General features: G+C 71.1%; 22 protein-coding genes. 8 read left to right on the top strand and 14 right to left on the bottom strand.

Features of this window, described 5'->3' with window-relative positions; genetic code table 11:
• Positions 1–57 precede the first annotated feature (57 nt).
• From ASG53_RS08635 to ASG53_RS08600, 8 genes are all read right to left on the bottom strand, one after another.
• Positions 58–807, bottom strand: a complete 750-nt coding sequence (locus tag ASG53_RS08635; RefSeq protein WP_056131553.1) for a vitamin K epoxide reductase family protein — start codon at positions 805–807, stop codon at positions 58–60.
• A 131-nt stretch (positions 808–938) separates the two neighbouring features.
• On the bottom strand, positions 939–2174 hold the full coding sequence (locus ASG53_RS08630) for an MFS transporter (protein WP_156382794.1): 1236 nt from the start codon (positions 2172–2174) through the stop codon (positions 939–941).
• A gap of 23 nt (positions 2175–2197) precedes the next feature.
• Positions 2198–2890, bottom strand: a complete 693-nt coding sequence (locus ASG53_RS08625) for a metal-dependent transcriptional regulator (RefSeq protein ID WP_056131550.1) — start codon at positions 2888–2890, stop codon at positions 2198–2200.
• 212 nt (positions 2891–3102) lie between these two features.
• Positions 3103–3933: a metal ABC transporter permease gene (locus ASG53_RS08620; RefSeq protein WP_056131549.1), complete on the bottom strand. Its 831-nt coding sequence runs from the start codon at positions 3931–3933 to the stop codon at positions 3103–3105.
• Positions 3930–4718: a metal ABC transporter ATP-binding protein gene (locus ASG53_RS08615; protein WP_056131543.1), complete on the bottom strand. Its 789-nt coding sequence runs from the start codon at positions 4716–4718 to the stop codon at positions 3930–3932. The genes ASG53_RS08620 and ASG53_RS08615 overlap by 4 nt, the downstream gene beginning before the upstream one ends.
• Complete coding sequence (locus ASG53_RS08610) at positions 4715–5782, bottom strand: metal ABC transporter solute-binding protein, Zn/Mn family (RefSeq protein ID WP_235533883.1); 1068 nt, start codon at positions 5780–5782, stop codon at positions 4715–4717. The genes ASG53_RS08615 and ASG53_RS08610 overlap by 4 nt, the downstream gene beginning before the upstream one ends.
• Before the next feature lie 42 nt (positions 5783–5824).
• Positions 5825–7789 carry a metallophosphoesterase family protein gene (locus ASG53_RS08605; protein ID WP_056131537.1) on the bottom strand — a complete coding sequence of 655 codons (1965 nt, stop codon included), beginning with the start codon at positions 7787–7789 and terminating at the stop codon, positions 5825–5827.
• Positions 7789–8118, bottom strand: a complete 330-nt coding sequence (locus ASG53_RS08600) for a histone-like nucleoid-structuring protein Lsr2 (RefSeq protein ID WP_056131534.1) — start codon at positions 8116–8118, stop codon at positions 7789–7791. The genes ASG53_RS08605 and ASG53_RS08600 overlap by 1 nt, the downstream gene beginning before the upstream one ends.
• 151 nt (positions 8119–8269) lie before the next feature.
• Here ASG53_RS08600 and ASG53_RS08595 point away from each other — a divergent pair, with 151 nt between their 5' ends.
• The 3 genes from ASG53_RS08595 (at position 8270) to ASG53_RS08585 (ending at position 12985) form a co-directional block, all read left to right on the top strand.
• Complete coding sequence (locus ASG53_RS08595; RefSeq protein ID WP_056131531.1) at positions 8270–8731, top strand: PPOX class F420-dependent oxidoreductase; 462 nt, start codon at positions 8270–8272, stop codon at positions 8729–8731.
• Positions 8728–10524, top strand: coding sequence for a glycoside hydrolase family 35 protein (locus ASG53_RS08590; protein WP_235533882.1), 1797 nt, complete (start codon positions 8728–8730; stop codon positions 10522–10524). The genes ASG53_RS08595 and ASG53_RS08590 overlap by 4 nt, the downstream gene beginning before the upstream one ends.
• Before the next feature lie 187 nt (positions 10525–10711).
• Positions 10712–12985 carry a SpoIIE family protein phosphatase gene (locus ASG53_RS08585; protein ID WP_056131528.1) on the top strand — a complete coding sequence of 758 codons (2274 nt, stop codon included), beginning with the start codon at positions 10712–10714 and terminating at the stop codon, positions 12983–12985.
• 49 nt (positions 12986–13034) lie between these two features.
• On the opposite strand, the gene ASG53_RS08580 is transcribed toward ASG53_RS08585, so the two are convergent.
• Positions 13035–13400, bottom strand: a complete 366-nt coding sequence (locus ASG53_RS08580) for an STAS domain-containing protein (protein WP_056131525.1) — start codon at positions 13398–13400, stop codon at positions 13035–13037.
• A 288-nt stretch (positions 13401–13688) separates the two neighbouring features.
• Between ASG53_RS08580 and ASG53_RS08575 the strand changes: the two genes are divergently transcribed.
• A complete protein-coding gene (locus ASG53_RS08575; protein WP_056131524.1) occupies positions 13689–14168 on the top strand; it encodes an ATP-binding protein in 480 nt (159 codons plus the stop codon).
• A gap of 83 nt (positions 14169–14251) precedes the next feature.
• On the opposite strand, the gene ASG53_RS08570 is transcribed toward ASG53_RS08575, so the two are convergent.
• Together ASG53_RS08570 and ASG53_RS08565 are read right to left on the bottom strand one after the other, a co-directional pair.
• Entirely contained in the window at positions 14252–14533 is a 282-nt protein-coding gene (locus ASG53_RS08570) for a CDGSH iron-sulfur domain-containing protein (protein WP_082543929.1), read from the bottom strand.
• Positions 14530–15624: an iron-containing redox enzyme family protein gene (locus ASG53_RS08565; RefSeq protein ID WP_056131521.1), complete on the bottom strand. Its 1095-nt coding sequence runs from the start codon at positions 15622–15624 to the stop codon at positions 14530–14532. Before ASG53_RS08565 ends, ASG53_RS08570 begins: the two co-directional genes overlap by 4 nt.
• A gap of 169 nt (positions 15625–15793) precedes the next feature.
• Here ASG53_RS08565 and ASG53_RS08560 point away from each other — a divergent pair, with 169 nt between their 5' ends.
• The gene (locus tag ASG53_RS08560; protein WP_156382723.1) at positions 15794–17572 is read left to right on the top strand and encodes a PP2C family protein-serine/threonine phosphatase; all 1779 of its coding nucleotides are present in this window, start codon (positions 15794–15796) and stop codon (positions 17570–17572) included.
• Between the two features lie 129 nt (positions 17573–17701).
• On the opposite strand, the gene ku is transcribed toward ASG53_RS08560, so the two are convergent.
• Positions 17702–18778: a non-homologous end joining protein Ku gene (gene ku / locus ASG53_RS08555; RefSeq protein ID WP_056133919.1), complete on the bottom strand. Its 1077-nt coding sequence runs from the start codon at positions 18776–18778 to the stop codon at positions 17702–17704.
• 150 nt (positions 18779–18928) lie between these two features.
• Between ku and ASG53_RS08550 the strand changes: the two genes are divergently transcribed.
• Positions 18929–21517, top strand: a complete 2589-nt coding sequence (locus tag ASG53_RS08550; protein ID WP_056131517.1) for an ATP-dependent DNA ligase — start codon at positions 18929–18931, stop codon at positions 21515–21517.
• 34 nt (positions 21518–21551) lie between these two features.
• Here the strand turns inward: ASG53_RS08550 and ASG53_RS08545 are convergent, their stop codons facing one another.
• Both ASG53_RS08545 and ASG53_RS08540 read right to left on the bottom strand, forming a co-directional pair.
• On the bottom strand, positions 21552–22433 hold the full coding sequence (locus ASG53_RS08545; RefSeq protein WP_235533881.1) for a polyphosphate polymerase domain-containing protein: 882 nt from the start codon (positions 22431–22433) through the stop codon (positions 21552–21554).
• On the bottom strand, positions 22430–23179 hold the full coding sequence (locus ASG53_RS08540; protein WP_082543928.1) for a DUF4956 domain-containing protein: 750 nt from the start codon (positions 23177–23179) through the stop codon (positions 22430–22432). Before ASG53_RS08540 ends, ASG53_RS08545 begins: the two co-directional genes overlap by 4 nt.
• A gap of 331 nt (positions 23180–23510) precedes the next feature.
• Between ASG53_RS08540 and ASG53_RS08535 the strand changes: the two genes are divergently transcribed.
• Both ASG53_RS08535 and ASG53_RS08530 read left to right on the top strand, forming a co-directional pair.
• Positions 23511–23948, top strand: a complete 438-nt coding sequence (locus ASG53_RS08535) for an Hsp20/alpha crystallin family protein (protein WP_056131511.1) — start codon at positions 23511–23513, stop codon at positions 23946–23948.
• A 148-nt stretch (positions 23949–24096) separates the two neighbouring features.
• The gene (locus tag ASG53_RS08530) at positions 24097–25533 is read left to right on the top strand and encodes a CotH kinase family protein (protein WP_056133918.1); all 1437 of its coding nucleotides are present in this window, start codon (positions 24097–24099) and stop codon (positions 25531–25533) included.
• The last annotated feature ends 39 nt before the right edge of the window (positions 25534–25572 follow it).

Below are 25572 nucleotides of genomic sequence, written 5' to 3'. Positions count from 1 at the left end.
TCGGGGAGCGGGCTCCGTCCGCCCGGCAGCGCGTGGACGGTCCGGAGTCCTCCGCGGTCAGGAGTAGCGCAGGTGGTCCGCGATCGCCGGGGCCAGCGCGATGACGACCCACGCCGTGACGACCAGGTACAGCGCGACGAGCAGCACGAAGCGGTTGCGGACGATCACGCTGCGGATCTTCTCCGACGCCGGGACCATGCGCTCCTGGACCGAGTAGACGAGCGAGTACCAGAACAGCGGGATCACCGCGAACCACACGACCATGCAGTAGGGGCAGAGCTTGCCGAGCTCGGCGACCGACGTGTAGACGAGGAAGACGACGAGCCCGAGGGCCGCGACGGTCCCCCCGAGCAGCGAGCGCCAGTACCAGGCCGGCAGCCGCGCCCCGGCCAGCAGCACGACGCCCGAGGTCACGACGACGGGGAAGGCGGCGACACCGATGAACGGGTTGGGGAAACCGAGCAGGCTGCCCTGCCACGAGCCCATCGCAGCCGAGCAGTCGAGGAAGAGGTTGAAGCTGCAGCTCGCGACGTGGTCCGGGTCCTGGAGCTTGAGCACCTTCTCGATCGACAGCGCGAGAGACGCCGCGAAGCCGATCAGACCGAAGACCAGCAGCACCCAGCCGTAGCGGCGGTCGCCGAGAGTCCTGCTCCGGGCCTGCGGGAGGGCCATCTCGGCGGCGAGCAGCTCGTCGTCGGTGAGGTCGGCGTCGGGGTCGACGACGTCGGCGTCCGCGCCGGCCGCGCGTCCCTCAGCGCCGGACCGCCCGGACGAGCCGGGAGCGGTGTGCTCGTTCCTGGTAGCCACACGGTCTCCTAGGTCAGCGGTCGGACGGGGCGGTTCACCGTAGCCAGCGACGCTGGGGGTTTCCTGAGACTGCCACGACAGGATCTGTCACGCACGGCGGCGCACCGCAGCACGCTGCCGGTGCGCACGTCTCAGTGCGCGAGGAGCTCGGCCGGGACCCGGGTGATCTTCTGCCGCCCGAAGAGCACGATGACCGCGAGCCCGACGATCGTCAGCGCGGCCCCTGCCCAGGCGAGCGAGAGGTAGCCCCAGCCTGCGGCGATGACCAGCCCACCGAGGAAGGCGCCGTTCGCGTTGGCCGCGTTGAGCGAGGAGTGGCACAGCGCCGCCCCGAGGGACGGGGCAGCCGGCGAGAGGTCCATGAGCCGGGCCTGGAGCGCGATCCCGAGGATCTGCGACGTCACCCCGATCGCGAAGAGCGCGACGACCGCGGGCACCGGCGAGGCACCGACCAGACCGAAGGCCACGAGCGCGAGGGCCGTGCTCACGAAGCCGAGGTAGACGGTCCGCATGACGTCCCGGTCGACCAGCCTGCCCCCAATGAGCACCCCGAGCGTCATACCGATCCCGAAGAGCGCGAGGATGCCCGGGACTGCGCCGACCGACAGACCGGTGACGTCGATGAGGGTCGGCTTGACGTAGGAGTAGACGGCGAACATGCCGCCGAAGCCGATCGCGCAGCCCGCGAAGGCCACCCACAGCGGCCCGTTGCGCAGCGCGCCGAGCTCAGTACGGGGGGTCGCACCGGCGGCGGCCGGGGTCCGCGGCAGCAGCGCGAGCAGCCCGACGACGGTCACCAGCCCGAGGCCTCCGATGATGACGAAGGCGACCCGCCATCCCAGGTGGTCCCCCACCCACGAGGACAACGGCACCCCGACGATGTTCGCGACCGTCAGACCGGCCATCATCATCGCGACGGCGTGCCCGCGACGCGCGCGGCCCACGACGGCTGTGCCGACGATCGCGCCCGTCCCGAAGAACACGCCGTGCGGCAGCCCGGTGACAAATCGCCCGAGGAGCAGCAGCTCGAGGTTCGGGGCCGCAGCCGAGACGAGGTTGCCGATCGCGTAGGCGATCATCAGCCAGACGACGAGGGTCTTGCGCTCGACCTTGGCCGCCAGCACGGTGATGAGGGGCGCACCGAGGACGACACCGAGCGCGTAGGCCGTGATCGTGTGACCGGCGGCCGGGATGGACGCCTGGAGGTCGTCGGCGATGTTGGTCAGCAGCCCCATCGTCGCGAACTCGGTCGTGCCGATGGTGAAGCCACCGAGGGCGAGGGCGAGGAGCGCGAGGCCGGGGCGGCTGCCGCGAGCCGGGCCGCTGGTCGTCTGCGGGTCTGCTGCCGTCGGAGCGTCCTTGGCCAGCGACACCGAGGGGTCGGGGGTCGTCACCGCGTCACGACCCACACGGCGTCAGCGGCACGCAGGCCGAGGTCGACCGTCGTCGTGCTCTCGGGAGCGTCGCTCGGGGCCCACTCGATGCAGAGCACACCCGCGAAGTCGCGACGCTCGACGACGGTGAGCTGCACGTCGAGACCGAAGCCGATCTCCGCGAAGTACCGCAGCACCTCGGCGTCCGCGTCGGAGATGCGGGCGACCACGGCCTGCGTGCCGGCCTGGAGGGCCGCGAGCGTGACAGCCGGGGGCGTCGGGACCGTGCCGTCGGGCGCCGGGATCGGGTCGCCGTGAGGGTCCCGGGTCGGGTGTCCGAGACGCTGGTCGATCCTGTCGACCATGAGGTCGGAGACGGCGTGCTCGAGGACCTCGGCCTCGTCGTGCACCTCGTCCCAGGTGTAGCCGAGCTCGGACACGAGGAAGGTCTCGATGAGCCTGTGCCGGCGGACGATCTGCACGGCGTGCCTGCGGCCGACCTCGGTCAGCTCGACCGAGCCGTAGCGCGGGTGCTCCAGCAGGCCCTGGGCCGTCAGGCGGCGCACGGTCTCCGAGACTGTCGACGCACCGACGCCGATCCGCTCGGCGAGGAGCTTGGTGGTGACGGGTTCGTCCGACCACTCCTGGGCTCCCCAGACCACCTTGAGATAGTCCTGGGCCACAGCGGTCAGCTCGAGTTCATCTGTCACCGGTCAAGCGTAGGGCACCCTGACCGGCCTCCAGCGTGATGTCCGGCACGGGAGGCGGGCCAGCACCTGCGTTCGTCCGAACGCCCCTCAGCCCAGGGCAGACGAGCACCGGCCGCGGTCAGACTCGCACCCATGGTCGACGGACGAGCACCCGCGTGGCCACCAGCCGCGCAGCTGGCGGCCGCGGTCAGGTACCCACGTGGCGGCCGCGCTCAGGCGCGCACGCGACGGGTCCGCCAGGTCGCCGCGTAGGCCACCCCGAAGGCGATCCCCTGCATGAGCACGATCATCCCGGCGCTCGACGCGTCGAGGTAGTAGCTCGCGTACATCCCGGCCACGGCGCAGAGCGCCGCCACGGCCGGGGCGATCACCAGCATGCGCGAGATGCGGTCGGTGAGGAGGAAGGCCGTCGCACCCGGGGTGATGACCATCGCGACCACGAGGATCACCCCGACGGCCTGGAGCGCGACGACGACGGTGATCGCCAGCGCCGCGAGCAGCAGCGCCCGCAGCCTTCGCGGCGAGAGGCCGATCGCGTGCGCGTGGACGGGGTCGAAGGCGAGCAGCGTGAGGTCTCGGCGCTTGACGACGAGGACCGCCGTGGTGAGCGCACCGAGGACGACCACCTGCCAGATGTCCGCGTCGGTCACACCGAGCAGGTTGCCGAAGAGGATGTGCGACAGGTCGATGTGGCTCGGGGTGACCGAGACCAGCACGAGCCCGATCGCGAAGAGGGTCGTGAAGACCACCCCGATCACCGCGTCTTCCTTGAGCCGCGTCGTGTCGCGCACCGCACCGATGAGCGCGACGGCACCGAAGCCGAAGACGAGCGCACCTGCTGCGAAGGGGATGCCGACGATGTACGAGAGCACCACGCCCGGAAGCACGGCGTGCGAGACCGCGTCACCGAGCAGGGACCAGCCGATGAGGACGAGCCAGCAGCTGAGCAGCGCGCAGACGATGCTGGCGACGACGGTGACCAGCAGCGACCGCTGCATGAACTCGTAGGTGAAGGGGTCGGTCAACCAGGTGAGCGCTGTCATCGCAGGTCCTCTCCGCCGAAGGCGCGGGCCAGGTTCTCCGGGGTCAGCACGGCGTCCGGCGTGCCGGAGGCCAGGACCGAGTGGTGGACGAGGACGACGTGGTCAGCGAGGGACGGGAGCGCGACGAGGTCGTGGGTCGAGAGCAGCACCGCGCCGCCCCGGGCGACGAGGTCACGCAGGACCGCGACCACGAGGGCCTCGGAGCCGCGGTCGACCCCTGCGAAGGGCTCGTCGAGCAGCAGCACCTGCGCCTCCTGGCACAGGCTCCGGGCGACGAACACCCGGCGCCGCTGCCCACCGGAGAGCCGTCCGATCTGGCGGTCCGCGAGGTCGGCGAGCCTGACCTGCTCGAGCGCTGCGTCGACGGCGAGCCTGTCCGCGCGCCCGAGGCGACGGGTGGTCCCGAGCCGTCCGTAGCGACCTGTCGAGACGACGTCGCGGACCGTCAGCGGGAAGGTGTCGTCGATGGCCTCGGCCTGCGGCACGTAGCCCACGAGACCGGCACGCCGCGCGGCCTGGGGCGCCTGGCCGAGGATGCTCAGGTGCCCGGTGTCGGGCTCGATCATCCCCATGAGCGCCTTGAACAGCGTGGACTTGCCGGCGCCGTTGACCCCGACCAGCCCGGTGATCGACCCCGTGCGGACGGTGAGCGAGGCCCTGTCGAGGGCGGGTCGGGCAGCCCTGCCCCGGCCAGAGGACGAGGGATAGGTGTAGCTGAGGTCGTCGACAGTCACAGCGTCGGCGGCGGTCGACCAGGTGACCGTCGCGCGGTCCGCGCGGCTCATCGTCCCGCCCCGGCGGACGCGGGCTGCGTCGCGCTGCTGTTCACGAGCTCAGCACCGGTCGTGCCGGTCAGCCCCGCGATGATGACCTCGACGTCGTGGGTGAGCAGGTCCTTGTAGGTAGGGACGGGCCCGTCGGGCTCGGAGAGCGAGTCGACGTACAGCACCCCTGCGAAGGTCGAGCCGGACTCGCGGGCCACCTGCTCCTGGGAGTCCGAGGAGACCGTCGACTCGCAGAACACCGCCGGCACCTGACGGTCCCGGACCGTGGAGATCGCGGCCTCCATGCGGCGCGGGCTCGACTGTCCCTCGGAGTTCACGGGCCACAGGTACACCTCGTCGAGTCCCGCGTCCCGGGCCAGGTAGGAGAAGGCACCCTCGCAGGTGACGAGCACCCGGGACTCGGCGGGGATCTCGGCGAGCGCCGCGGTGAGCGTCTCCCCCACGGCGAGCAGCTCGCCGGCGTAGCGCTCGGCGTTCGCCCTGTAGGCCTCCGCGTGCTCGGGGTCCTGCGCGGCGAAGGCCTCGGCGGCGGCGTGCGCGTAGTGGGCACCGACAGCCGGGGACATCCATGCGTGCGGGTTCGGAGCGCCCAGGTCGTCGCTGGGCGGCGCCTCGCCCTCGACGCCGACGGACTCGACGACGGGGAGCGCCTCGATGCCGTCCGACAGCGTGACAGTCGGGACGTCGAGGCCGGCGACGAACCTGTCGAACCACGCCTCGAGGCCCAGGCCGTTCTCGAGGACGAGGTCCGCGTCCGAGGCCCTCCTCAGGTCCGAGGGGGTCGGTTCGTAGCCGTGGATCTCTGCCCCGACCGCGGTGACCGACTCGACGTGGACGTGGTCGCCCCCGACCTCGCGGGCGATGTCGGCGATCACCGTGAAGGTCGTCAGGACGAGCAGCCTGTCACCGGCCTCGTCCCGCACCGAGGCCGTCGGGGCGCAGGCAGAGACGGCCAGGGCGAGCGTCGTGGCGGCTACGACCACGAGAGGCCTTCGGCGTGGGCGGCGCACCACAGAGTCGACGGGTCTGCGGATCGAGAAGTTCGGCATACCGAACTTTCTCATCCGCGCACCCGGATGTCGAGTCGTCCCCTGTGGACGACGGCGTCAGCCCGACGTGTCGACCTCCCCCGGGGTCTCCTCGCCAGGGTCGGCAGCAGGGGCAGTCGGCGTGTCGCCCGGGGCGAGCGTCGAGACGTCGGTCGGTGCGTCCGTGGGCGCGTCGGACGAGCCGTCGCCCGCGGTGCCACCCGACCCGCTCGAGGCGCCGCCGGGGATCGGCGGGAAGGTCATGCGCTCTCCGACCTGGACCGAGCGGTCGGGCTGGACGGCGATCACCTGGTAGTCGAGCATGACGCGACGCTCGCGGTCGAAGCGGAAGACCGTCATCTCCGCGGTGCCGTTGAGCGGGCCGATGGTCGGCTGACCGGAGGCCGCGCCGGCCGTCGTCGAGCTGACGTACCGCACGCCCTTGCCGAACTGGAGCGGACCGGACCTGTGGTGGATGTGCCCGGACAGCTGGATCGGGACGCATCCCGAGGCCATGACGGGCTCGCCTACGCCCGGGGTGTGGATGAGCAGGATGTCGGCCGGGTCGTCCTCGGAGCAGGCGACGTCGCGCAGACGGTTCCCGGCCTCCTCGTAGCTCTCGCCCGCGACCGACGTCGACCCCTGCCCGATGCGGGTCTCCTTGGGGTCGGAGTCCCCGAGGAACCTCACACCGTCGATGTCGACGACCGAGCCGTCGAGCACGGTCGCCCCGGCCGAGCGCGCCTGGTCGGAGGTGATCGAGCTGTCGTGGTTGCCGTCGGCCTGGACCCAGTCGACACCGTCGGGCGCGGCCCCGATGAAGGAGTCGACGCAGAACCTCTCGACCGCCGTGCCGTTGATGGTCGAGTCACCGCCGTTGATGATGACCGACGCCTCGGACAGGATCGCAGCCGTGGTGATGAGCGGGCTCATGCCGGTGTTGCAGTGCAGGTCGGAGACCATGAGCATCGTGACGACGTCGTCGGGGTCGCTCGTCGACGGGGTCTGCGTGGGCTCGTCGCCGGGTTCGTCCGTCCCGTCGCCCTCGGCAGGGCTCGAGGCGTCTGCCGACGCGTCCGACGCGGCGTCCGAGGACGCTCCGTCGGAGGGCGTGCCGTCGGAAGGTGTCACCGAGGCGTCGGCCTCGCCCGCGTCGTCACCCGCAGGACCGGCGAGCAGCTCGGCGCGCCCCGAGACGCCGTTGTCCCAGAGCAGGGACGTGCGCTGCTCGTCGAGGGCCTGGCGGTCCGCCCACGCGGTCTCGAGGTTGCGGTCGGCCGTCTCGTAGAAGGACTCGTTCGACCTGTACACGTTGACCAGCTGGCCGCCGTAGGTGTCGATGACCCCGGAGAGCCGCCCGGTGATGCGCGCCCCCTCGAGAGCCGTCCCGTCGAAGACCGGGGACGCCTGGGCGTCGACCCTGTCGAGCGCTGTGCTCGCACGGTCGGTGACCACGAGCGTCGTCGCGACGAGGGCGACAGCCACACCGCCGGCGACGACCACCGACGCGCGGGCGAGGGGCTCGCCGAGCTCGCGCCGCCGGGTCGCACCGAGCGCGAGATACCCCGCGCAACCCACCACGAGGATCGCCGCGAGCGCCCCGGCGGCCCGCCAGGCGGCGTCGGTCAGCAGCGTGCGGGTGACGTAGGAGATGGTCGCGTCAGGGCCTGAGAAGAACTGGAGATACCCGTCGACGTCGCCCGCGAGCGCGTTGAGCGTGGTCGCAGAGTCGACCGCCGTGAGGTCGGCGGGGATCTCCTCGATCGTGACGCGCACGCCGAGCATGAGAGGCAGGGGCGACTCGAGCTGGACGGTGCCGAGGGGACCGAGGTCGACGGTCACGAGGGAGGAGGTGGTGACCTCGTAGCGGGCGTTGTGGGGTCCGAGGCTCGCCTCGGTCGACGCCGTGGTGATCCCGAACCAGAGGCAGGAGATCACGGCGAGCAGGCTGACGAGGGTGTACCGGACCCAGCGCGGGGGCACCGGGAGCCTGTCGGAGAAGCTGGAGATCTTGCGTCGGACGGTGTCGCGCTGAGCGGTCATCAGTTCCCCGCAGCGCGGTACTGCGCGACGACGTCGTCGGGGATCTTCTTGCCACGGGCGGGCAGCGCGATGCCGCGGGCGTCGGCCCAGGCGCGCAGGGCAGCCGGGTCGTGGCCGGTGACCACGCGCGTGAAGCCGCGGGTCGAGCCGAGCGAGGAGGCCTTGCGGCCGTGGCCGACGTGCTGGGCGAGGGCGTCGCGCAGCGCGCGGGCGTTCTGGGCGGAGAGGTCGATCTCGTACTCGCTGCCGTCGAGCCCGAAGCGGACGGTCTCGGTCGCCGGTCCGCCGTCGACGTCGTCTGTCAGGACGACCTTGGTGTGCTGTGCCACGAGCGTTCTCCCGACGTGTCCGTGCTGCTCCCCGGTCTGGTGAACCCGACGATCCTAACGTGACGGGCGGGGGCCCGCGCGGGGCTCGGACTTGTCCACAGCCAGCGGTAACGGGTTGCCGCAGCCCAGCGCACCGGGCAGGCTCGTGGGCATGGCCAGAACTGTCGCACGCGCCGAGCGTGCCACCCGCGAGCAGCTGCTCGACTTCGTCCGTCCGCGCCACCGCGCGGTCCTCACGACCTACAAGCGTGACGGGTCTCTGCAGACCTCCCCCGTCGCCTGCGGCCTCGACGCCGAGGGCCGGGTCGTCGTGTCGACGTACCCCGAGCGCGCGAAGGCGGCCAACGCCCGCCGTGACCCGCGCGTCATGCTCTGCATCCTGTCCGACGACTGGGACGGTCCCTACGTCCAGGTCGACGGGACCGCCGAGGTGCTCGACATGCCGGAGGCGCTCGAGCCGCTGGTCGAGTACTTCCGGGTGATCGCCGGGGAGCACCCGGACTGGGACGAGTACCGCGAGGCGATGCGCGCGCAGGACAAGTCGCTGATCCGGGTGACCATCACGTCGTGGGGCCCGCTCGCCTCGGGCGGCTTCCCGGCGCGGCTCGCATGAGCGGCGCGAGCACGCAGGTGCCGGACAGCAGGATGGTGATCGGCGAGACCGACTTCCTGCTCGACGGGAAGCCTCTGCGGATCCTCTCCGGGGCGCTCCACTACTTCCGTGTGCACCCTGACCTCTGGGCCGACCGCATCCACAAGGCCCGGCTCATGGGGCTCAACACGATCGAGACGTACGTGCCCTGGAACGCGCACGCACCCCGCCGCGGCGAGTTCCGGACCGACGGCGGTCTGGACCTCGAGAGGTTCTTGCGGCTGGTCGAGGCCGAGGGCATGCACGCGATCGTGCGCCCCGGACCCTACATCTGCGCGGAGTGGGACAACGGCGGTCTGCCGGGCTGGCTGTTCCGTGACCCTGCCGTGGGTGTGCGCCGCGACGAGCCGCTATACATGGAGGCTGTCTCGGAGTACCTCGGCACCGTCCTCGACCTCGTCGCACCCTTCCAGGTGGACCGGGGCGGGCCGGTGGTCCTCGTGCAGGTCGAGAACGAGTACGGCGCCTACGGCTCCGACCACGTGTACCTCGACAAGCTGGTCGCGCTGACCCGGTCGCACGGCATCACCGTGCCGCTGACGAGCATCGACCAGCCGAGCGGGACGATGCTCGCCGACGGGTCGGTCGACGCGCTGCACAGCACGGGCTCCTTCGGCTCGCGCAGCGCCGAGCGCCTCGCCACCCTGCGCGAGCACCAGCCGACGGGTCCGCTCATGTGCGCAGAGTTCTGGGACGGCTGGTTCGACCACTGGGGCGCGCACCACCACACGACCTCGGCCGAGGACGCCGCGCGCGAGCTCGACGAGCTGCTCGCCGCGGGTGCGTCGGTCAACATCTACATGTTCCACGGCGGGACGAACTTCGGCTTCACGAGCGGCGCCAACGACAAGGGCGTCTACCAGCCGACCACGACGTCCTACGACTACGACGCCCCGCTCGCCGAGGACGGCAGCCCGACGGCGAAGTTCTTCGCCTTCCGCGACGTCATCGCCCGCTACGCGCCGGTCCGCGACGAGGCTCTGCCCGAGCGGGTCCCTGCGCCGACCCCCGCGGTCGACCTGGAGTTCTCGCTCTCGGTCCTCGACGCTGCCGAGGGTCTCGGCTCGTGGACGGCGTCGGAGCACGTGCCGACCACCGACGAGGTCGACAGCTATACGGGCTTCGCGCTCTACCGCACGACGCTGGCCGCCGCGCAGCAGCGCGTGCTGTCTGTCGGTGAGGTGCGCGACAGGGCCCAGGCCATGCTCGACGGGTCAGCCGTCGGCACCCTCGACAGGTCGCGCCACGAGCGGACGCTCTCGCTCCCCGGTGGCCCAGAGGGTGTGCTGACCTTCCTCGTCGAAGACCAGGGCCGGGTCAACTACGGACCGCGCCTCGGCGAGCACAAGGGGATCATCGGGCCGGTGACTGTCGGCGGCACCGAGGTGACGGGGTGGGAGGTCCTGCCCCTCGACCTCGACGACGTCGGGCCGCTCACCGAGGACGTGCGCGCCCACGGCGGACCCGTGGTCAAGGGCGGCGCCGTGCTCGGGCCGTCCTTCGTCGCGGGGAGCTTCGAGGTCGACGAGCCCGCCGACCTCTTCCTCGACGCCGCGCGGCTCGGCAAGGGTGTCGTCTGGGTCAACGGCTTCAACCTCGGGCGGTACTGGAGCGCGGGACCGCAGCAGACGCTCTACGTCCCGGCACCTGTCGTCGTGGCCGGGCGCAACACCGTGCTGGTGCTGACCCTCGACGGTCTCGACGAGGCACCTGCCTTCGTCCCGGGTCTCGACCTCGGGCACGAGGAGCAGTAGCCCGCCGCGGTCCTGCGACGCCTCCGGGCCGTGACCACGAGCGGCAGTCGGCCGCGGGTGGTCGCGGCACGCGGGACGTCGTGTCGGACCCCGAGCCTGCGAGCACAGAGCGGCACCGCTGCCGCCCTGTGCCCGCGGGTGGGTATCGTTCTCCCATGCACCCCGGCACCGACGTCGCCCCTCGCTCGTGACGGCCCTCCCCCCGCGCCAGACGCTGCTGACCCCCGACACCCCTGTCGACCTCGACAACTGCGCGCGCGAGCCCATCCACATCCCGGGCCGGGTGCAGCCCCGCGGGTGCCTGCTGGTCGTCCGCTCGAGCGACCTCACCGTCGTCCAGTGCTCCGTCAACGTCGCCGAGCTGCTCGGCCGCCCCAGCGAGACCCTGCTCGGCTCGACGCTGCGCGAGGGGCTCGGCACGTACTTCGAGGGCGTGGTGCGCCGTCACCTGGCTGCAGGTCCGCGCCTGCACGACCGCAACCCGCTGCTCGTCGCCGTCGAGGTCGACGGCCAGCTCCGCGAGATGGACGCGATCCTGCACAGGATCCCGCTGCCCGACGACCTCGACGACTCGCTCCTGGTCATCGAGCTCGAGCCTGCCGAGGGCCTGCGCCCCTTCACCTTCGCCAACACGTACCAGGCCGTCCGCGACGCCGTGAACGACCTCAACCGCGTCTCGAGCCTCGCGGAGGTCTTCGACATCGCGGCCCGTCACGTCCGGGACCTCACGGGCTTCGACCGCGTGATGATCTACGCCTTCGACGAGGACTACAACGGCGAGGTCGTCGCGGAGGTGCACAGGGAAGGTCTCAACTCCTTCCTCGGTCTGCACTACCCGGCGACAGACATCCCCGCCCAGGCCCGTGCGCTCTACGAGAAGAACTGGATCCGGCTCATCTCGGACGTCGACTACGTCCCGTCCGAGATCGTCCCCACGGCCAACCCGATCACCGGCGCCCCCCTCGACCTCACCCACGCGACCCTGCGCAGCGTCTCGCCGATCCACCTCGAGTACCTCGGCAACATGGGCGTGCGGGCCTCGATGTCGATCTCGCTGCTGCGCGACGGCAAGCTCTGGGGCCTCATCGCCTGCCACCACTACTCCGGCCCGCACGAGCCGCCCTTCGGCGTGCGCGCCGCCGCAGAGTTCCTCGGGTCCACGCTCTCCCTGCGGCTCGTCGCGCAGGTCGAGGAAGACCGCCTGGCAGCCTCGCAGCGTGCCGCGGGGATGCTGGCCGACCTCGTCGCCCGCAGCCGCGACGAGGAGCTCCCGCTCGGGCAGGCCCTCACGGGTTCCGACCTGCTGCTCGACCTCGTGCAGGCCGACGGCGTGGTCGTCTTCGCCGACGACCAGATCTCGACCCGGGGTGAGACCCCCGACGCGCAGAAGAGCCGTGAGCTCGCCGAGTGGGTCCTGGAGCAGGACGACGACCTCGTGCGGACCGACAGCATCGTCGCCTCGGTACCCGAGCTCGCGGGGACCGACGACGCTGCGGGCCTCCTCGGGATCACGCTCCCCGACGGTCAGGCCGTCGTCTGGCTGCGGCACGAGGCCACCCGTGACGTCGACTGGGGCGGCGACCCGCACAACAAGACCATCGAGCGCCTCGAGGACGACTCTGTCCGTCTGAGCCCGCGCAAGTCCTTCGAACGGTGGCGCGAGGTCGTCCGCGACCACAGCATCCCGTGGCAGGACGATGTCGTCGTGTCAGCCACCTCGTTGCGCGCCCACCTCGTGGAGGCCTTGTACCTGCGCGGGCAGCGCGACCTGCGCTCGGCCCAGGCCATGCAGCGGTCCATGCTGCCGTCCTCGCTCCCCCAGCCGACAGGGTGGCAGGTGACCGCGCGGTACGAGCCCGCCGACGGTGGACGGGTCGGCGGTGACTGGTACGACGCTCTCGTCCTCCCGAGCGGACGGCTCGCTGCGGTCGTGGGCGACGTCGCTGGCCACGGGCTGCCCGCCGCAGCCTCGATGGGTCAGCTGCGCAACGCGCTCCGCGCGATCCTCGTCGGCTCAGAGTCGCCTGCCCGGTCGATCGCCGAGCTCGACCGCGTCGCGCGCTGGACCCTCCCGGACCAGTACGCCACGGTCCTGGTCGCCGTGCTCGACCTCGCGACGGGCGAGGTCGAGTACTCCTGCGCGGGCCACCTCCCGCCGCTCCTGCTCGCCCCGGACAGTTCGTCGACGTGGGACCGTTCGCTCGGCACACCGCCGCTCGGGATCCTCGACAGCGAGCCCGCGACGCGGCGCGTCACGGTCCCCAAGGGTGGCGGGATCGCGCTGTTCAGCGACGGTCTCGTCGAGCGACGCACGGAGTCGATCGTGGTGGGCGTCGAGAGGCTCCAGTCCGCGCTGGCCGGCGGTGCGGGGGTCGACGGCGCCATGGAGCTGTCCCACGCGGCCGACTCCAACGACGACGCGACCTTGCTGCTGCTCTGCCGCGACGAGGACTGTGCCTGACGGCAGGAGACGTCGGACCGCGTGACGGGTCGCGGCTGCGTGCCGAGCGCTAGCCCAGGTCCGCGAGGGGCAGGTCGTCGTCAGACGGCGACGTCGACGTCCGGAAGTCGAAGCGCGAGGTGAGGCCTGTCACGTCGATGATCCACTGGGCGCGCTCAGGCACGTCCACCAAGACCGGGCGCTGGCCCTCCGGGGTCACCTTGAGCGCCTCGTACAGGATCCGCAGACCGCTCGAGTCGATGAAGGTGACGTCCCCCATGTGGACCTCGACAGGCTCGAGGGAGCGACGGTCCGCGGGCCACACCTCACGGAACCGCGCGTTGACCACGACGTCGACCTCGCCGCTGAGCACCCACAGGTGCGGTGACGCGTCGTCGAGCGAGAAGCGCCCGCTCGTGGTCTTGCGGTTGTCCATGAAGTCTCCCCAGGTACGGCTGCGAGCACGTCGGTGCTCGGCACACAACTATCTCAGACCCTCGCTACCTCGACCACACGAGACCGTGCACATCAGCGCCGCCCAGGGAGTCGTCTCAGCGGGGGCGTCCGCGGGCCGGGTGAACCGTGACCAGGACGGTCGAGCCACGTCCCGCGTTGAGCGCGCACTCGGCGCGGACCGGTGGCAAGATGGCCGTTCACCGCAGACACCAGCGCGGCGACGGCGTCCCCGAGCGTCGACCGCCCGAGACCACGAAGGGCCTTCCTTGTGAGCGAGATCAGGTCAGCACGGCCCCCAGCCGACTTCACCGAGGTGCGCCACTGGATCCTCGACTCTGTCGACGGGCTTGCGAAGCTGCGCGGCTCGCTGTTCCGCGAGCTCACGGGCACCCCGTACCTCGGCAGCTCGTCGCTCGACGAGATCCCCGAGAAGATGGTCCTGGTGACGAGCGAGCTCGCGACGAACGCGCTGCGCCACGGGAAGCCGCCGACGATCGTCACCCTCATGGTCAACGGAGACGAGCACCTCCTCGACGTCGCCGACCACGACACGTCGAGCGTCCCTGCGCTCGCCGAGGAGCGGGAGCCAGGCGAGGGTGGCTTCGGCCTCATGCTGGCCCAGCAGCTCGCGCTCGACGTCGGCTGGTACGTCTCGGAGACCACCAAGCACATCTGGGCGCGATTCTCCCCGGCCCACGCCACGCCCGAGGGTCGGCCCGGCGCCTCGGCCGAGATCCCTCAGTCCTGACGACGGTCCGCCCCTGGGCTCAGCTCTTGGTGGCCTCGGTCGCGCCCCGCAGCACACTTCGGCCGCCTGGTCCGACCTGCCCCTCAGGCGTCGTCAGACCTGAAGCCGTTGACCTTGTGCGTGCCGTCGCACAAGGGCTTGATGGCTGAGCCACCGCACCTGCACAGCGCGACGACGTTGCGCGACCGCGGCAGCGGCTGACCGTCGGGGCCGAGGAGCGTGGCCGGTCCACGCAGGAGCAGCGGCCCGTCCGGGCACAGGGTCACCGTGACGTCGCCCTCGAGAGGCGCGACGGCGGCCAGCGGCGCACCCGTCTGACCTGCGTGGAGATCCGGCGCTGCACCCGACCCCGCGGCCCAGGTCATGCCACGGACCGCAGCGCGAGGGATCCGCGTTCCCACGAGGCGAGGAGCGCGGCAGCCGCCCACCCGTCGACCGCGAGGCAGGCCGCGGCCCCGAAGACGATGTCGGGCAGCAGTGACGGGTCGTCCTCGGCGAGGCGCCCGGCCAGGTCGCGCCCGGCGATCTGCTCGTGGACGGCGTCAGCCTCGACGTGCTCGTCGAAGTACCGCGTCGTCGCGGCGTCGTGCCCGGTGCGCCTGAAGCCGTTGCCGTAGAGGCGGTTGGGGATCGACGAGGTCATCTCGAAGGCCGCGAGGTGCCCCACGATGGCCCCGCGCAGCCGGCGGTGCAGCCCGAAGAAGGACATGAGGTTGACCGAGGCGAGGGTCGCGGCGTCGACGTGGTCGACGTACGCGCCGTAGGAGTCGTCGAGGCCCATGCCACGCATGGTCTGGGCGAAGAGTGCTGCGTGCATGAGCGCGGGGTCGCCGCCGCCGTACTCGTCGGTCTGGATCTCGACGAGCGCACCCTTCGGCGCTCCCCCGAGCCGGGGGATTGCCCAGGTGTGCGGGTCGGCCTCCTTGAGCTGGTAGACGGACCTGTGCACGAGGAGGTCGCGGAGCTGCTCCTCGGTCGCCTTCTTGGCGACGAAGTGCGACAGCCCAGGGCCGGAGTCCTGCGAGGTGAGGTCGAAGAGGGCCTCAGCAACCGAGGCGCGGTCCGGCGCGGGCAGCTCAGGCATCTCGACACGGCTGCGGAGCTCTGCCTCGAAGGCGCGCTCGATCACCGCACGGGCGGCCAGGAGGGACGGGTCCCACTCCCAGTCGTCGCTGACGTCCTCGATGCCGCGGTAGTGGAGCTCGTAGAGGCAGAACAGCGCGAGCTGGACATCGTGGTCCTGCGTCAGGAGGACGTCAGGGTCGACGACGGCCGGTGCGGACCGGACGGCCTCGTCGAAGGTGTCGCGGGCGGACTGCGGGGCGTCGACAGGGTCGAGGACGAGCAGCGCGAGCAGCGCCTCGCTCACCGGACCTCGGGGGGTCGGCAGCGGGAGGGTGCGCGCACCGTCGCGGGCAGTCGTGGACACAGGGGGCTCCCGTACGTCGGAGGACATGGAGAAAGGACAGTCGACCTGACCGTAGGTGCGACCTCCCCCTCTCGCGACCCGGCGCCTGTGGACAACTCCGGGTGCACACGACCCGGTACCGGGACGACGCCGCAGGTCACAGCTGGGCACCGGCCAGGTGGTCGCTGGTGTCAGGCGGCTCCACTACTGTGTCGACGTGGATTCACTGTGGTTCGCCGAGGCGACGAAGAACAGCGTGATGGGCATGGCGGCCAAAGAGCTCGCCTGGGACCAGACGCCGCTGGGTCGTCCCTCGACCTGGCACCCTGCCCTGCGGCAGGCCGTGCAGCTGTGCTTCTCGACGACCTTCCCGGTGATGATCGCCTGGGGCCCCGAGTACACGATGATCTACAACGACGGCTACCGGGACATGCTCGGGACCGACAAGCGCCTCAACGCCATGGGCCGTCCGTCCAAAGAGGTCTGGGCGGAGATCTGGGACTACGTCGGCGGGCTCTTCGAGGAGGTCGAGCAGACCGGGCGCTCCGTGGGCGAGGTCGACCAGCTGCTCGTCATGAACAGGTCAGGATTCGACGAGGAGACCCACTTCACGTTCTCCTACAGCCCGATCACCGACGAGACCGGCGCCGTCCTCGGGATCCTCAACATCACCTCCGAGACCACGGCCTCGGTCGTGGACCGCCGCCGTCTCAAGACCATCGACCAGCTGCACGCCACCATGACCGAGCACCGCAGCAGCATCACGGGGCTGTCGGCGGCTGTGCTCGACGTGCTGCGCGACAGCGACGACATCGCACGGGCCGAGCTGCACCTGGCCGAGGGCGGCGACCTGGTGCTGGCCGGGGCGACAGACCTCGTGCACAGCGAGCTGGTCGACGCAGAGGTGGTCCGCAAGGCGTGGACGACCCGGCTGCCCGTCTCGCTGAGCCCGACGCTCGTCGCCCCGCTCTCGCGCGCCGACGAGCAGGCCGCGCACGGTGTCCTCGTCCTCAAGGGGAGCGTGCGCAGGCCCTACGACGCAGCCCAGCGTGCCTTCCTCATGCTCGTCGCGTCCACGGTGAGCGCCGCTCTCGGAGCAGCGACCGACCTGCGCCGAGAGATCGACCTGCTCAACGCCTACGCCGAGCTCGCCGCCCGCGAGGCAGAGCGCACCCGCGAGTCCTCTGTCGCGCTCCAGCACTCGTTGCTGACCTCTCCCCCCGAGCCCGACCACCTGCACATCGTGGTCCGCTACCACCCGGCCTCCGACGACCTCGAGATCGGCGGCGACTGGTACGACTCCTTCCTCACCGACGACGGCTCGACGGTCCTCGTGATCGGCGACGTCACCGGGCACGACCACCACGCGGCGGCCGCGATGGGGCAGATCCGCGGCATCATCCGCTCGATCGCCTACGACCGCGGCGAGGTGCCCTCGCAGGTGCTCATGCGATCCGACAACGCGATCCACGGGCTCAACCTCGGGCAGACCGCGACAGCGAGCGCGATCGTCGCGCGGATCGAGCAGGACCGTGCCGACCTGCGGTCACGGGTCCGCACCATCCGCTGGTCGAACGCCGGTCACCCGCCGCCCGTGATCCTGCGCGCCGACGGGTCCGTCGAGGTGCTGCGGCGTCAGAACGACCTGATCCTCGGGATCATCCCCGACCACCAGCGTCACGACTTCACGATCACCCTCGCCGACAACGACACGTTGATCTTCTACACGGACGGGCTGATCGAGCGCCGCAACCGGACGATGACCGCGAGCGTCGAGGCGCTGGTCCGCACGCTCGAGAACCGTCAGGACGACGACCTCGACGAGCTGTGCGACCACGTGCTCACGACGCTGGTGCCAGGTCGCGCCGACGACGACATCGCGATCGTCGCCGTGCGGGCCTACCCGCAGGACGAGCCGCGGCCGCCCGAGGCTGGCCCGAACGAGAACCTCCCGCCCGAGCTCGACGACGGGGACGTCGGTACCACGTCGGTCTGAGCGAGGCACTCCCGGATAGCGGGGCCCTCCCCCTGAGCACGGGCCCCGTGGTGGGCCGGGGAGCGCCTCCCCATCGCGGCTCTCCCCACGGACCTGCGCCCGGGCCGACCGCCGACGAGGCCGGGACTCTCAGCCCGTCTTCTTCGCCGGGGTCTTCTTCGCGGAGCCTGACGTCGCCTTCGTCGCGGTCGCCCGCGCGGTGGTCTTCTTGACCGGGGCCTTCGAGGCCGAGCCGGAGTCCTTGGTGCCTGAGGCACCAGAGCCTGCTGGCTTCTTCGCAGCGCTCGTCTTCGCAGTGCTCGTCTTCGCCGGTGTCTTCTCGGCCGGGCTGCGTCTGGAGCTCGAGCTCTTCTCAGCACCGTCACCCGAGGAGTCGTCCGAGCTGCCGTCGCCCGACGTGCCCGACGACCCTGACCCGCGCGAGCGCTCGACGCTGCGGCGCAGGACCTCCATGAGGTCGATGACCTCGGCCCCGTCCTCCTTCTCCTCGTCGGGTTCTTCGCCGAAGGTCGCGGCCGTGTCGACGGCGTCGCCGTGCTCGAGCTTGGCGTCGATCAGGGTGCGCAGCTGCACCTGGTACTCGTCGGTGAACTTCTCGGGCTCGAAGTCGCTCTCGAAGCTCGCGACGAGCGCCGAGGCCATCTCGAGCTCTTTCGCGGTGATGCGCGGCGTCTCGTCGAGGGAGGGGAACTCCGGCTCGCGGACCTCGTCGTCCCAGCGCAGGACCTGGAGCAGCAGCACGTCGCCCCGCACGCGCAGCGCCGCGAGCCGGGTGCGCTGACGCAGGGAGAAGGACACGACGGCGACGCGGTCGCTCTCCTCGAGGGTCCGCACGAGCAGCCTGTACGACTTGACCGACTTGGAGTCGGGCTCGAGGTAGTAGGCGTGCTCGTACATGATCGGGTCGATCTGGTCGCGCGGCACGAACTCGACCACGTCGATCTCGCGGCTGCGCTCGACGGGCAGCGCGTCGAGGTCGTCCGGGGTGAGGACGACCGTGCGCTCCCCGTCGTCGTAGGCCTTGGCGATGTGCCCGTAGTCGACGACCTTGCCGCACACCTCGCACCGGCGCTGGTAGCGGATCCTGCCACCGTCGGTGTCGTGCACCTGGTGCAGGCCGACGTCGTGGTCCTCGGTCGCGCTGTACAGCTTGACGGGCACGTTGACGAGCCCGAACGTGACGGCACCCTTCCAGATCGCTCGCATCACCCCATGATGCTCCCGGATGCCGAGGGTCGCACCCGTGGCCATGATGGGTCTGTCAGCAACGGTCCGCCGCACGACGCGGGCGGACCCACCCGGGCGGCACGGCTGCCGAGAGACGGTCCACGTACCCGACACCCGACGGAGGTCCCTGTGCCCGACGACGACAGCACCGGCGGCTCGCGGCGCGAGACCGTGACCATCGACGGGCACAAGGTCACGCTGACCAACCTGTCCAAGGTGATCTACCCGGAGACGGGGACCACCAAGGCCGACGTGCTCGCCTACCTGGCTGCGGTCGCCCAGCCCTTCGTCGCCCACGCGACGGGGCGTCCGGCGACCCGCAAGCGGTGGGTGCACGGCACGGGCGGGCCGGTGTTCTTCCAGAAGAACCTCGACGACTCTGCTCCCGACTGGGTGCACAGGCGCGACATCCAGCACTCCGACCACGTCAACACCTACCCCCTCGTCGACGACCTCGCGACGCTCACGTGGCTGGGTCAGGTCGCCGCCCTCGAGATCCACGTGCCGCAGTGGAGGTTCGGCCGGACCGGGGTCGAGCACAGGCCCGACAGGCTGGTCCTCGATCTCGACCCTGGCCCGGGGACCGGCCTGGACGAGTGCGTGCAGGTCGCGCTGTGGGCGCGGGAGATCCTCACGGGGATGGACCTCGAGCCCTTCCCCGTGACGAGCGGGTCCAAGGGGATCCACCTCTACGCGGCGCTCGACGGGGCCCACGACTCCGACGCCGTCAGCGCCGTCGCGCACGAGCTCGCCCGGGCGCTCCAGGCCGACCACCCCGACATGGTGGTCTCAGACATGAAGAAGTCGTTGCGCGAGGGCAAGGTGCTCGTCGACTGGTCGCAGAACAACCGCAACAAGACGACGATCAGCCCGTACTCGCTGCGTGGCCGGGACAAGCCCTACGTCGCCGCGCCCCGCACGTGGGCCGAGCTCGAGGCAGGAGGCCTCGAGCACCTCCTCGCCGACGAGGTGGTCGCCAGGCTCGAGCGCGACGGCGACCTGCTCGCGCCGCTGCTCACCGGCGGGCACGCGGCGCTCGAGCCGACGGCCGAGCGCATGGCCGGCTTCGAGCGGACCGACCGGCTCGAGGTGTACAGGTCGAAGCGCGACGCGTCGAAGACACCTGAGCCGGTCCCCGAGGCTCCGTCCGGGGGACCTGCTGCGACGTCCGACGGCGAGGAGGCTGCCGCGCCGACCTTCGTCATCCAGGAGCACCACGCGCGGGCGCTGCACTACGACTTCAGGCTCGAGCACGACGGTGTGCTCGTCAGCTGGGCGCTGCCCAAGGGTGAGCCCGTCGACACGACCCACAACAGGCTCGGTGTGCAGACCGAAGACCACCCGCTCGAGTACGGCAGCTTCGAGGGCACCATCCCGAAGGGCGAGTACGGCGCCGGCACAGTGTCGATCTGGGACCGCGGCACCTACGACCTGCACAAGTGGCGCGAGGGCGAAGAGGTCATCGTCACCCTGCACAGCGACGGCTCGGGCGGGACCGACCGTGGGTCGCGACGCCTCGCGCTGATCCACACGGCGCACACCGGGGGTGGTAACTCGTGGCTCGTGCACAAGATGGCCGACGAGGGTGCAGGCTCCCACGGCGCCCGGCGTCGCGCGGGCGGTGGCACGGGTGGCTCCTCGGACGGGTCTGGAGAGGGCACGGGCGACGGGGCGGCCGAGGACACCGCGACGGAGGTGCGCGACGGTGCGAGCGGCAGTGGCGGCAGCAGCAGCGGTTCTGCCAAGCCGATCACGCCCATGCTCGCGACCCCCGGGTCGGTCGAGGACCTCGACGAGGACGACTGGGCCTTCGAGATGAAGTGGGACGGGATCCGCGCGATCGCGACAGTGGTCGCGGACCGTGAGGGGTCCCCAGGGTCGGTACGCCTGACGAGCCGCAACGGCAACGACCTCACGGCCTCGTACCCCGAGCTCGAGGTGCTGTCGTCGTGCGTGACGGAAGACGTGGTGCTCGACGGCGAGATCGTCGCCCTGGACCGCGGGGGCCGACCTGACTTCGGCCGGCTGCAGACGCGCATGAACCTCACGGCCCGCCGGGACGTCGCCGCGGCGCAGAAGGCCCAGCAGGTCGACTACATGGCCTTCGACCTCGTCGAGCGTGCTGGTCGCCGGCTGACGCGGGTCGGGTACGACGGGCGACGCGCAGCGCTCGAGGAGGTCGTCACCGAGTCCGGACCCGTGCACGTGCCGCCTGCTTTCACCTCGGACGCCGCGACCGCGCTGGCAGCGAGCAAGGAGCTGGGTCTCGAGGGGATCGTCGCCAAGCGCAGGTCGAGCACGTACAGGCCGGGGCGACCGGCCCACACCTGGGTCAAGGTCAAGCACGTGCAGACGCAGGAGGTGGTGGTCGTCGGGTGGCGCACCGGAAACGGCGCACGTGCCGAGACCCTCGGCTCCCTGCTGGTCGCCGTGCCCGACGACTCCGGGACGCTCCGGTACGCGGGCCGGGTCGGCACAGGCTTCACCGAGGCGACGCTCGGACGGCTGGCCGAAGAGCTGGCCCGCCACCCGCGTGCCACGCCACCGGTCGACGACGTCCCCGCGGCCGACGCGCGCGACGCGCACTGGGTCCGTGCGGACAGGGTCGGTGAGGTCGCCGTGAGCGGCTGGACCGCCCAGGGACGACTCCGCCACCCTGTGTGGCGCGGGTGGCGGACGGACAAGTCGCCGTCTGACGTGGTGCGGGAGAACGCCTGAGCCGTGAGCGCGGAGCAGGTCGGTCGCCGGTGCATCAGACCACGTGCCGTCGCAGCGTGCGGCTCCACCGGTTCGAGGGCAGCGCGGCGTCGAGGGCAGCCAGACCGACGCAGTACTTGCTGAGGCTCACCGGGCGGTGACCGCGTGCCCACAGCCACCGGTCGACGGCAGTGGCGGTCCCGGGCGACTTGCTCTCGAGCACCACCTGGTCGCCCAGGCCTGCGTGACCCGCCGTGCTGTACCCGCCCTCCGCCGCCAGCTCCGACCGGTCCTGCGGCGCAGGCGTGCACAGCAACGCCGCGTCGCAGGTCAGTCGTGTCCCGGCGACAGGGTCGACGAAGGTCGTGCGGTCGTAGGTGGTGACGAGCGTCGGCGCGAGGGCTGCCACGACGCGTCGCGCGTCGGGGAGCGCCTGCTGCAGCACCGTCGCTGCGAAGGCGCGTGCCTGCGGGTCGATCGACGCGGCCGAGGCACGGTCGTAGGCGAGCCGCTCTTTGACCGTCTCGCCGCGTCCACCCTTGACCTTGACCTCGAAGACGCACTCCCCCGAGTCTGCGTAGGTCCGGGTCCGCACCTTGAAGCGGCGACGGCGCCCGTGGGCAGCGCTCCGGTACGACTGGAGGGCGGGGGTGTCGAAGTACACCGACTCGTAGCCGAACCTGCGCCGCCCGTCGATCTCGAGGACTCGCAGACCCTGGTGGTCCGCGAGCAGGTCGGCGAGCACGCTCGTCGGGACGACGTACTTGCGGTCGACCCGCGTCTGCAGGTCGGCAAGCTCCTGGACCTCGGTGAGGTCGACGGCCCCGAAGCCCGAGACGAGATCGGTGAGCCTGAGGTCAGCGGCCGACGATGCCGAGGGCGCCAACGGTGCCGAGGGTGCCGTGGGTGTTGTAGGCACGACGTCGGGCGTCGTCACGAGCGCACCGCCGCGTCGGTCGCGCGGTCTGCCGCGAGCAGGGCGTCGGACGAGGCCCCGCCTGTGTGCCCCGCGCGGCGGGCCGCAGGGCGCAGCGACTCGGGGACGTCGGAGGCGAAGGCCCCGGCGCCGAGGGACGGGGCGTCAGCGGTGCTACGGGCCGGCAGGGTCGAGGCCAGCAGCGGGGAGCGTGTCGTCACCGTGGGCCGGACGACGTAGCGGACGTCGACGCGCTGCAGGTCTCGCACCAGGTCTGTCTCCTGGACGACGACGCGGCGCACCGTGCCGCCGAGGAGGTCTTCGAGTCGCGCGGTCAGCTGGGGCTCGTCGGGGTAGACCGTGTCGAGGGTGACGACCTGGCGCCTGTAGCCGGCAGTCTTCGGGTTGGAGTCGACGAGGAGCATCACGACGATCAGCGCGGCGCTGAACAGCGGTGCGATCCACCACGGGTCAGGCTGGAGCCCGGCGATGAGCCCCAGGGCGAGGGAGGCGAAGAAGTACGCGACCTCCTCCTGGGCGAGCTCGGAGGACCGCAGCCTGATGATCGACAGCACCCCGAAGAGCCCGAGCCCCAGACCTGCACCCACCGTCGACGTCGCGAGCACGCTCGTCACGGCGAGGACCCCGACGTTGAGCCCGATGTACGCGAGCAGCATCTCGCTGCGGCGGTGACGGCGGAAGTAGACGGCATAGGTGAGGACGAGGATGGCGACGAGGTCGACCGCGACGATCCACAGGTTCGGCATGAGGGCTCCAGGGTTCAGAGGGTGGTGCTGGCGTGATGGGTCATGTCTAGGCAGCAGACCTATGACCCGGCTGTGCAGGCCGTAGGTGCAGCCGAGGAACCCCGGGTGGCACGGAGATGGACGGCAGGTGGACACCCACTGAGGGTGCCGCCAGCACCCACCCCGAGACGGTCCGCCGTCGCGCCGTTGTTCGCTCACAGCGAACGGATCCTGGCTTGGCACTCGCCGATCTCGAGTGCTAAAAAACTGTCTGTAGCCACCTCGGGCGGCAGGCGCCCGAGACCACGACCGGTCCCGAGATCCGGGACCTGTGACGAGGAGGTGATGCGTGATGGCTGCACGGATCGACCCGTTCACGGAGATGGAACGACTCCTGACCTCGGCCCTGCCGACAGCCCGCACCGCGACCAGCATGCCGATGGACCTGCTGCGCGAGGGCGACCACTACGTCATGTCCGTCGACCTGCCGGGAGTCGACCCTGGGACGATCGACGTGTCCGTCGAAGACCGCACCCTGACGGTCCGCGCGGAGAGGTCGGCCCGCTCGTCGTCGGCAGACTGGCTCGTGCGCGAGAGGCCTTCGGGGACCTTCGCCCGTCAGCTGACCGTCGGACGAGGGCTCGCCCTCGACAAGATCTCGGCCTCCTACGCCGACGGTGTCCTCTCCCTGACCATCCCGGTGAGCGAAGACGCCAAGCCGCGCAAGATCGAGGTCTCCCACGCCGGGACGGCCTCGCAGATCTCCCCGGCGCACGCCGTCGAGGCCTGAGCACCCGGTCCCCCGCCCACCCCGAGGGCCCCGCCGACGGCGGGGCCCTCTCGTCTGCACAGCCTGCGCACAGCCCACGCTGACGGTCCGCGAAGGCGCAGGCGGTGAGGTGGTGCCCTTCCCAGACCGCTCCGCAGAAGGGCACCAGATGTCGACCGACCTGTCACGCACGTCCACCCGCAGCCGCAGCCGCAGCCGCACTGTTCGCCGCTTCACGGCGCTCGCCGTAGGGTCCGTCCTGGCCCTCGGGTCTCTCGCCGCGTGCAGCAGCGACGACTCCGCGAGCACCGCCTCGGGCACGGGGACCGAGTCCACGGGGACGTGGGGCGACTCCTCGGTGCGCACGGCGAGCGACGTGGAGGACACGGTCTGGGACTCCACGGCTGTGCACACCATCTCGGTCGAGGTCGACGAGGAGGAGCTCGCGGCGATGATCGCGACCTACTCCGCCGAGGACAGCAAAGAGTGGTTGACCGCCACGGTGACCATCGACGGCCAGACCTTCGAGGACGTCGGCCTGCGCCTCAAGGGCAACTCGTCCCTGCGTGCGGTCAGCACAGACACCCCGGCACAGGACGTCCCGTGGCTCATCCGGCTCGACAAGTTCGTCGACGGGCAGGACCTCGACGGGACGACAGACTTCGTCGTGCGGTCCAGCACGTCCGAGACGTCGCTCAACGAGGCCGTGGCCCTCGAGATGCTCGGCGCTGCGGGGCTCGCGACCGAGGAGGCCATCGCGACGCGCTTCTCGGTGAACGGCTCCGACGAGACCCTGCGCCTGGTGGTCGAAGACCCTGACGACGCGTGGGACGCGGCGTCTTTCGACACCGACGGCATCCTCTACAAGGCGCAGTCTGGCGGCGACTACAGCTACCGCGGCGACGCCCCCGAGTCGTACACGGACGTGTTCAGCCAGAAGAGCCCCTCGGGCGAGGACGACCTCACGCCGCTGATCGACTTCCTCCAGTTCCTCGACGAGTCGGACGACGAGACCTTCGCGGCAGAGCTCAGCGACCACCTCGACGTCGACGCCTTCGCGACGTACCTCGCGATGCAGGACATCGTCGGAAACTCTGACGACATCGACGGTCCGGGCAACAACTCCTTCCTGCGGTACGACTCCGAGACGGGTGCGTTCACCGTGGTGAGCTGGGACCTCAACCTGGCCTTCGGGCAGATGAACGGGATGGGCGGCGGTCAGCCCCGTGCAGACATGCCAGAGGGCTTCACACCTCCCGACGGAGCCGAGCTGCCCGAGGGCTTCACGCCTCCCGACGGCGCGGAGCTGCCTGGAGGCGTGAAGCCGCCGGACGGCGCCGCCGGCGGGCAGCGCCCCGACGGCGGGATGGGTGGCGGGATGGGAGGTGACAACGTCCTCGTGACCCGCTTCCTCGCGGACGAGGACTTCGCAGCGCTCGTCGACCAGGCGACGGCTGAGCTCACGTCGTCCCTGGTCACGGACGGGACGGCCCAGGAGATCCTCGACCGGTGGACCACGCTGCTCACCGACGAGGCCAGCGACCTGGTCGACCAGGCCACCATCACGTCGGAGTCGGAGAGCATCACGAAGGCCCTGACGTCATAGGACTTCCGACCCTTGATCACGGCCCTCGGAGCATCTTGC

Origin of the sequence: Sanguibacter sp. Leaf3 (assembly GCF_001425965.1) — a bacterium.
In the GTDB taxonomy this organism is placed as follows: Bacteria; Actinomycetota; Actinomycetes; order Actinomycetales; family Cellulomonadaceae; genus Sanguibacter; species Sanguibacter inulinus.
Note: the sequence above shows the minus strand (reverse complement) of the source record. Positions and strands in the feature narration are given on the sequence as shown.

Bases quoted from the DNA above. Each gene is read 5' to 3' on its own strand.
- ASG53_RS08620 (WP_056131549.1), bottom strand. From the start codon at position 3,933: ATGACAGCGCTCACCTGGTTGACCGACCCCTTCACCTACGAGTTCATG.
- ASG53_RS08615 (WP_056131543.1), bottom strand. From the start codon at position 4,718: ATGAGCCGCGCGGACCGCGCGACGGTCACCTGGTCGACCGCCGCCGAC.
- ASG53_RS08610 (WP_235533883.1), bottom strand. From the start codon at position 5,782: ATGAGAAAGTTCGGTATGCCGAACTTCTCGATCCGCAGACCCGTCGAC.
- ASG53_RS08605 (WP_056131537.1), bottom strand. From the start codon at position 7,789: ATGACCGCTCAGCGCGACACCGTCCGACGCAAGATCTCCAGCTTCTCC.
- ASG53_RS08595 (WP_056131531.1), top strand. From the start codon at position 8,270: ATGGCCAGAACTGTCGCACGCGCCGAGCGTGCCACCCGCGAGCAGCTG.
- ASG53_RS08590 (WP_235533882.1), top strand. From the start codon at position 8,728: ATGAGCGGCGCGAGCACGCAGGTGCCGGACAGCAGGATGGTGATCGGC.
- ASG53_RS08580 (WP_056131525.1), bottom strand. From the start codon at position 13,400: ATGGACAACCGCAAGACCACGAGCGGGCGCTTCTCGCTCGACGACGCG.
- ASG53_RS08570 (WP_082543929.1), bottom strand. From the start codon at position 14,533: ATGACCTGGGCCGCGGGGTCGGGTGCAGCGCCGGATCTCCACGCAGGT.
- ASG53_RS08565 (WP_056131521.1), bottom strand. From the start codon at position 15,624: ATGTCCTCCGACGTACGGGAGCCCCCTGTGTCCACGACTGCCCGCGAC.
- ku (WP_056133919.1), bottom strand. From the start codon at position 18,778: ATGCGAGCGATCTGGAAGGGTGCCGTCACGTTCGGGCTCGTCAACGTG.
- ASG53_RS08540 (WP_082543928.1), bottom strand. From the start codon at position 23,179: ATGCCGAACCTGTGGATCGTCGCGGTCGACCTCGTCGCCATCCTCGTC.
- ASG53_RS08535 (WP_056131511.1), top strand. From the start codon at position 23,511: ATGGCTGCACGGATCGACCCGTTCACGGAGATGGAACGACTCCTGACC.
- ASG53_RS08530 (WP_056133918.1), top strand. From the start codon at position 24,097: ATGTCGACCGACCTGTCACGCACGTCCACCCGCAGCCGCAGCCGCAGC.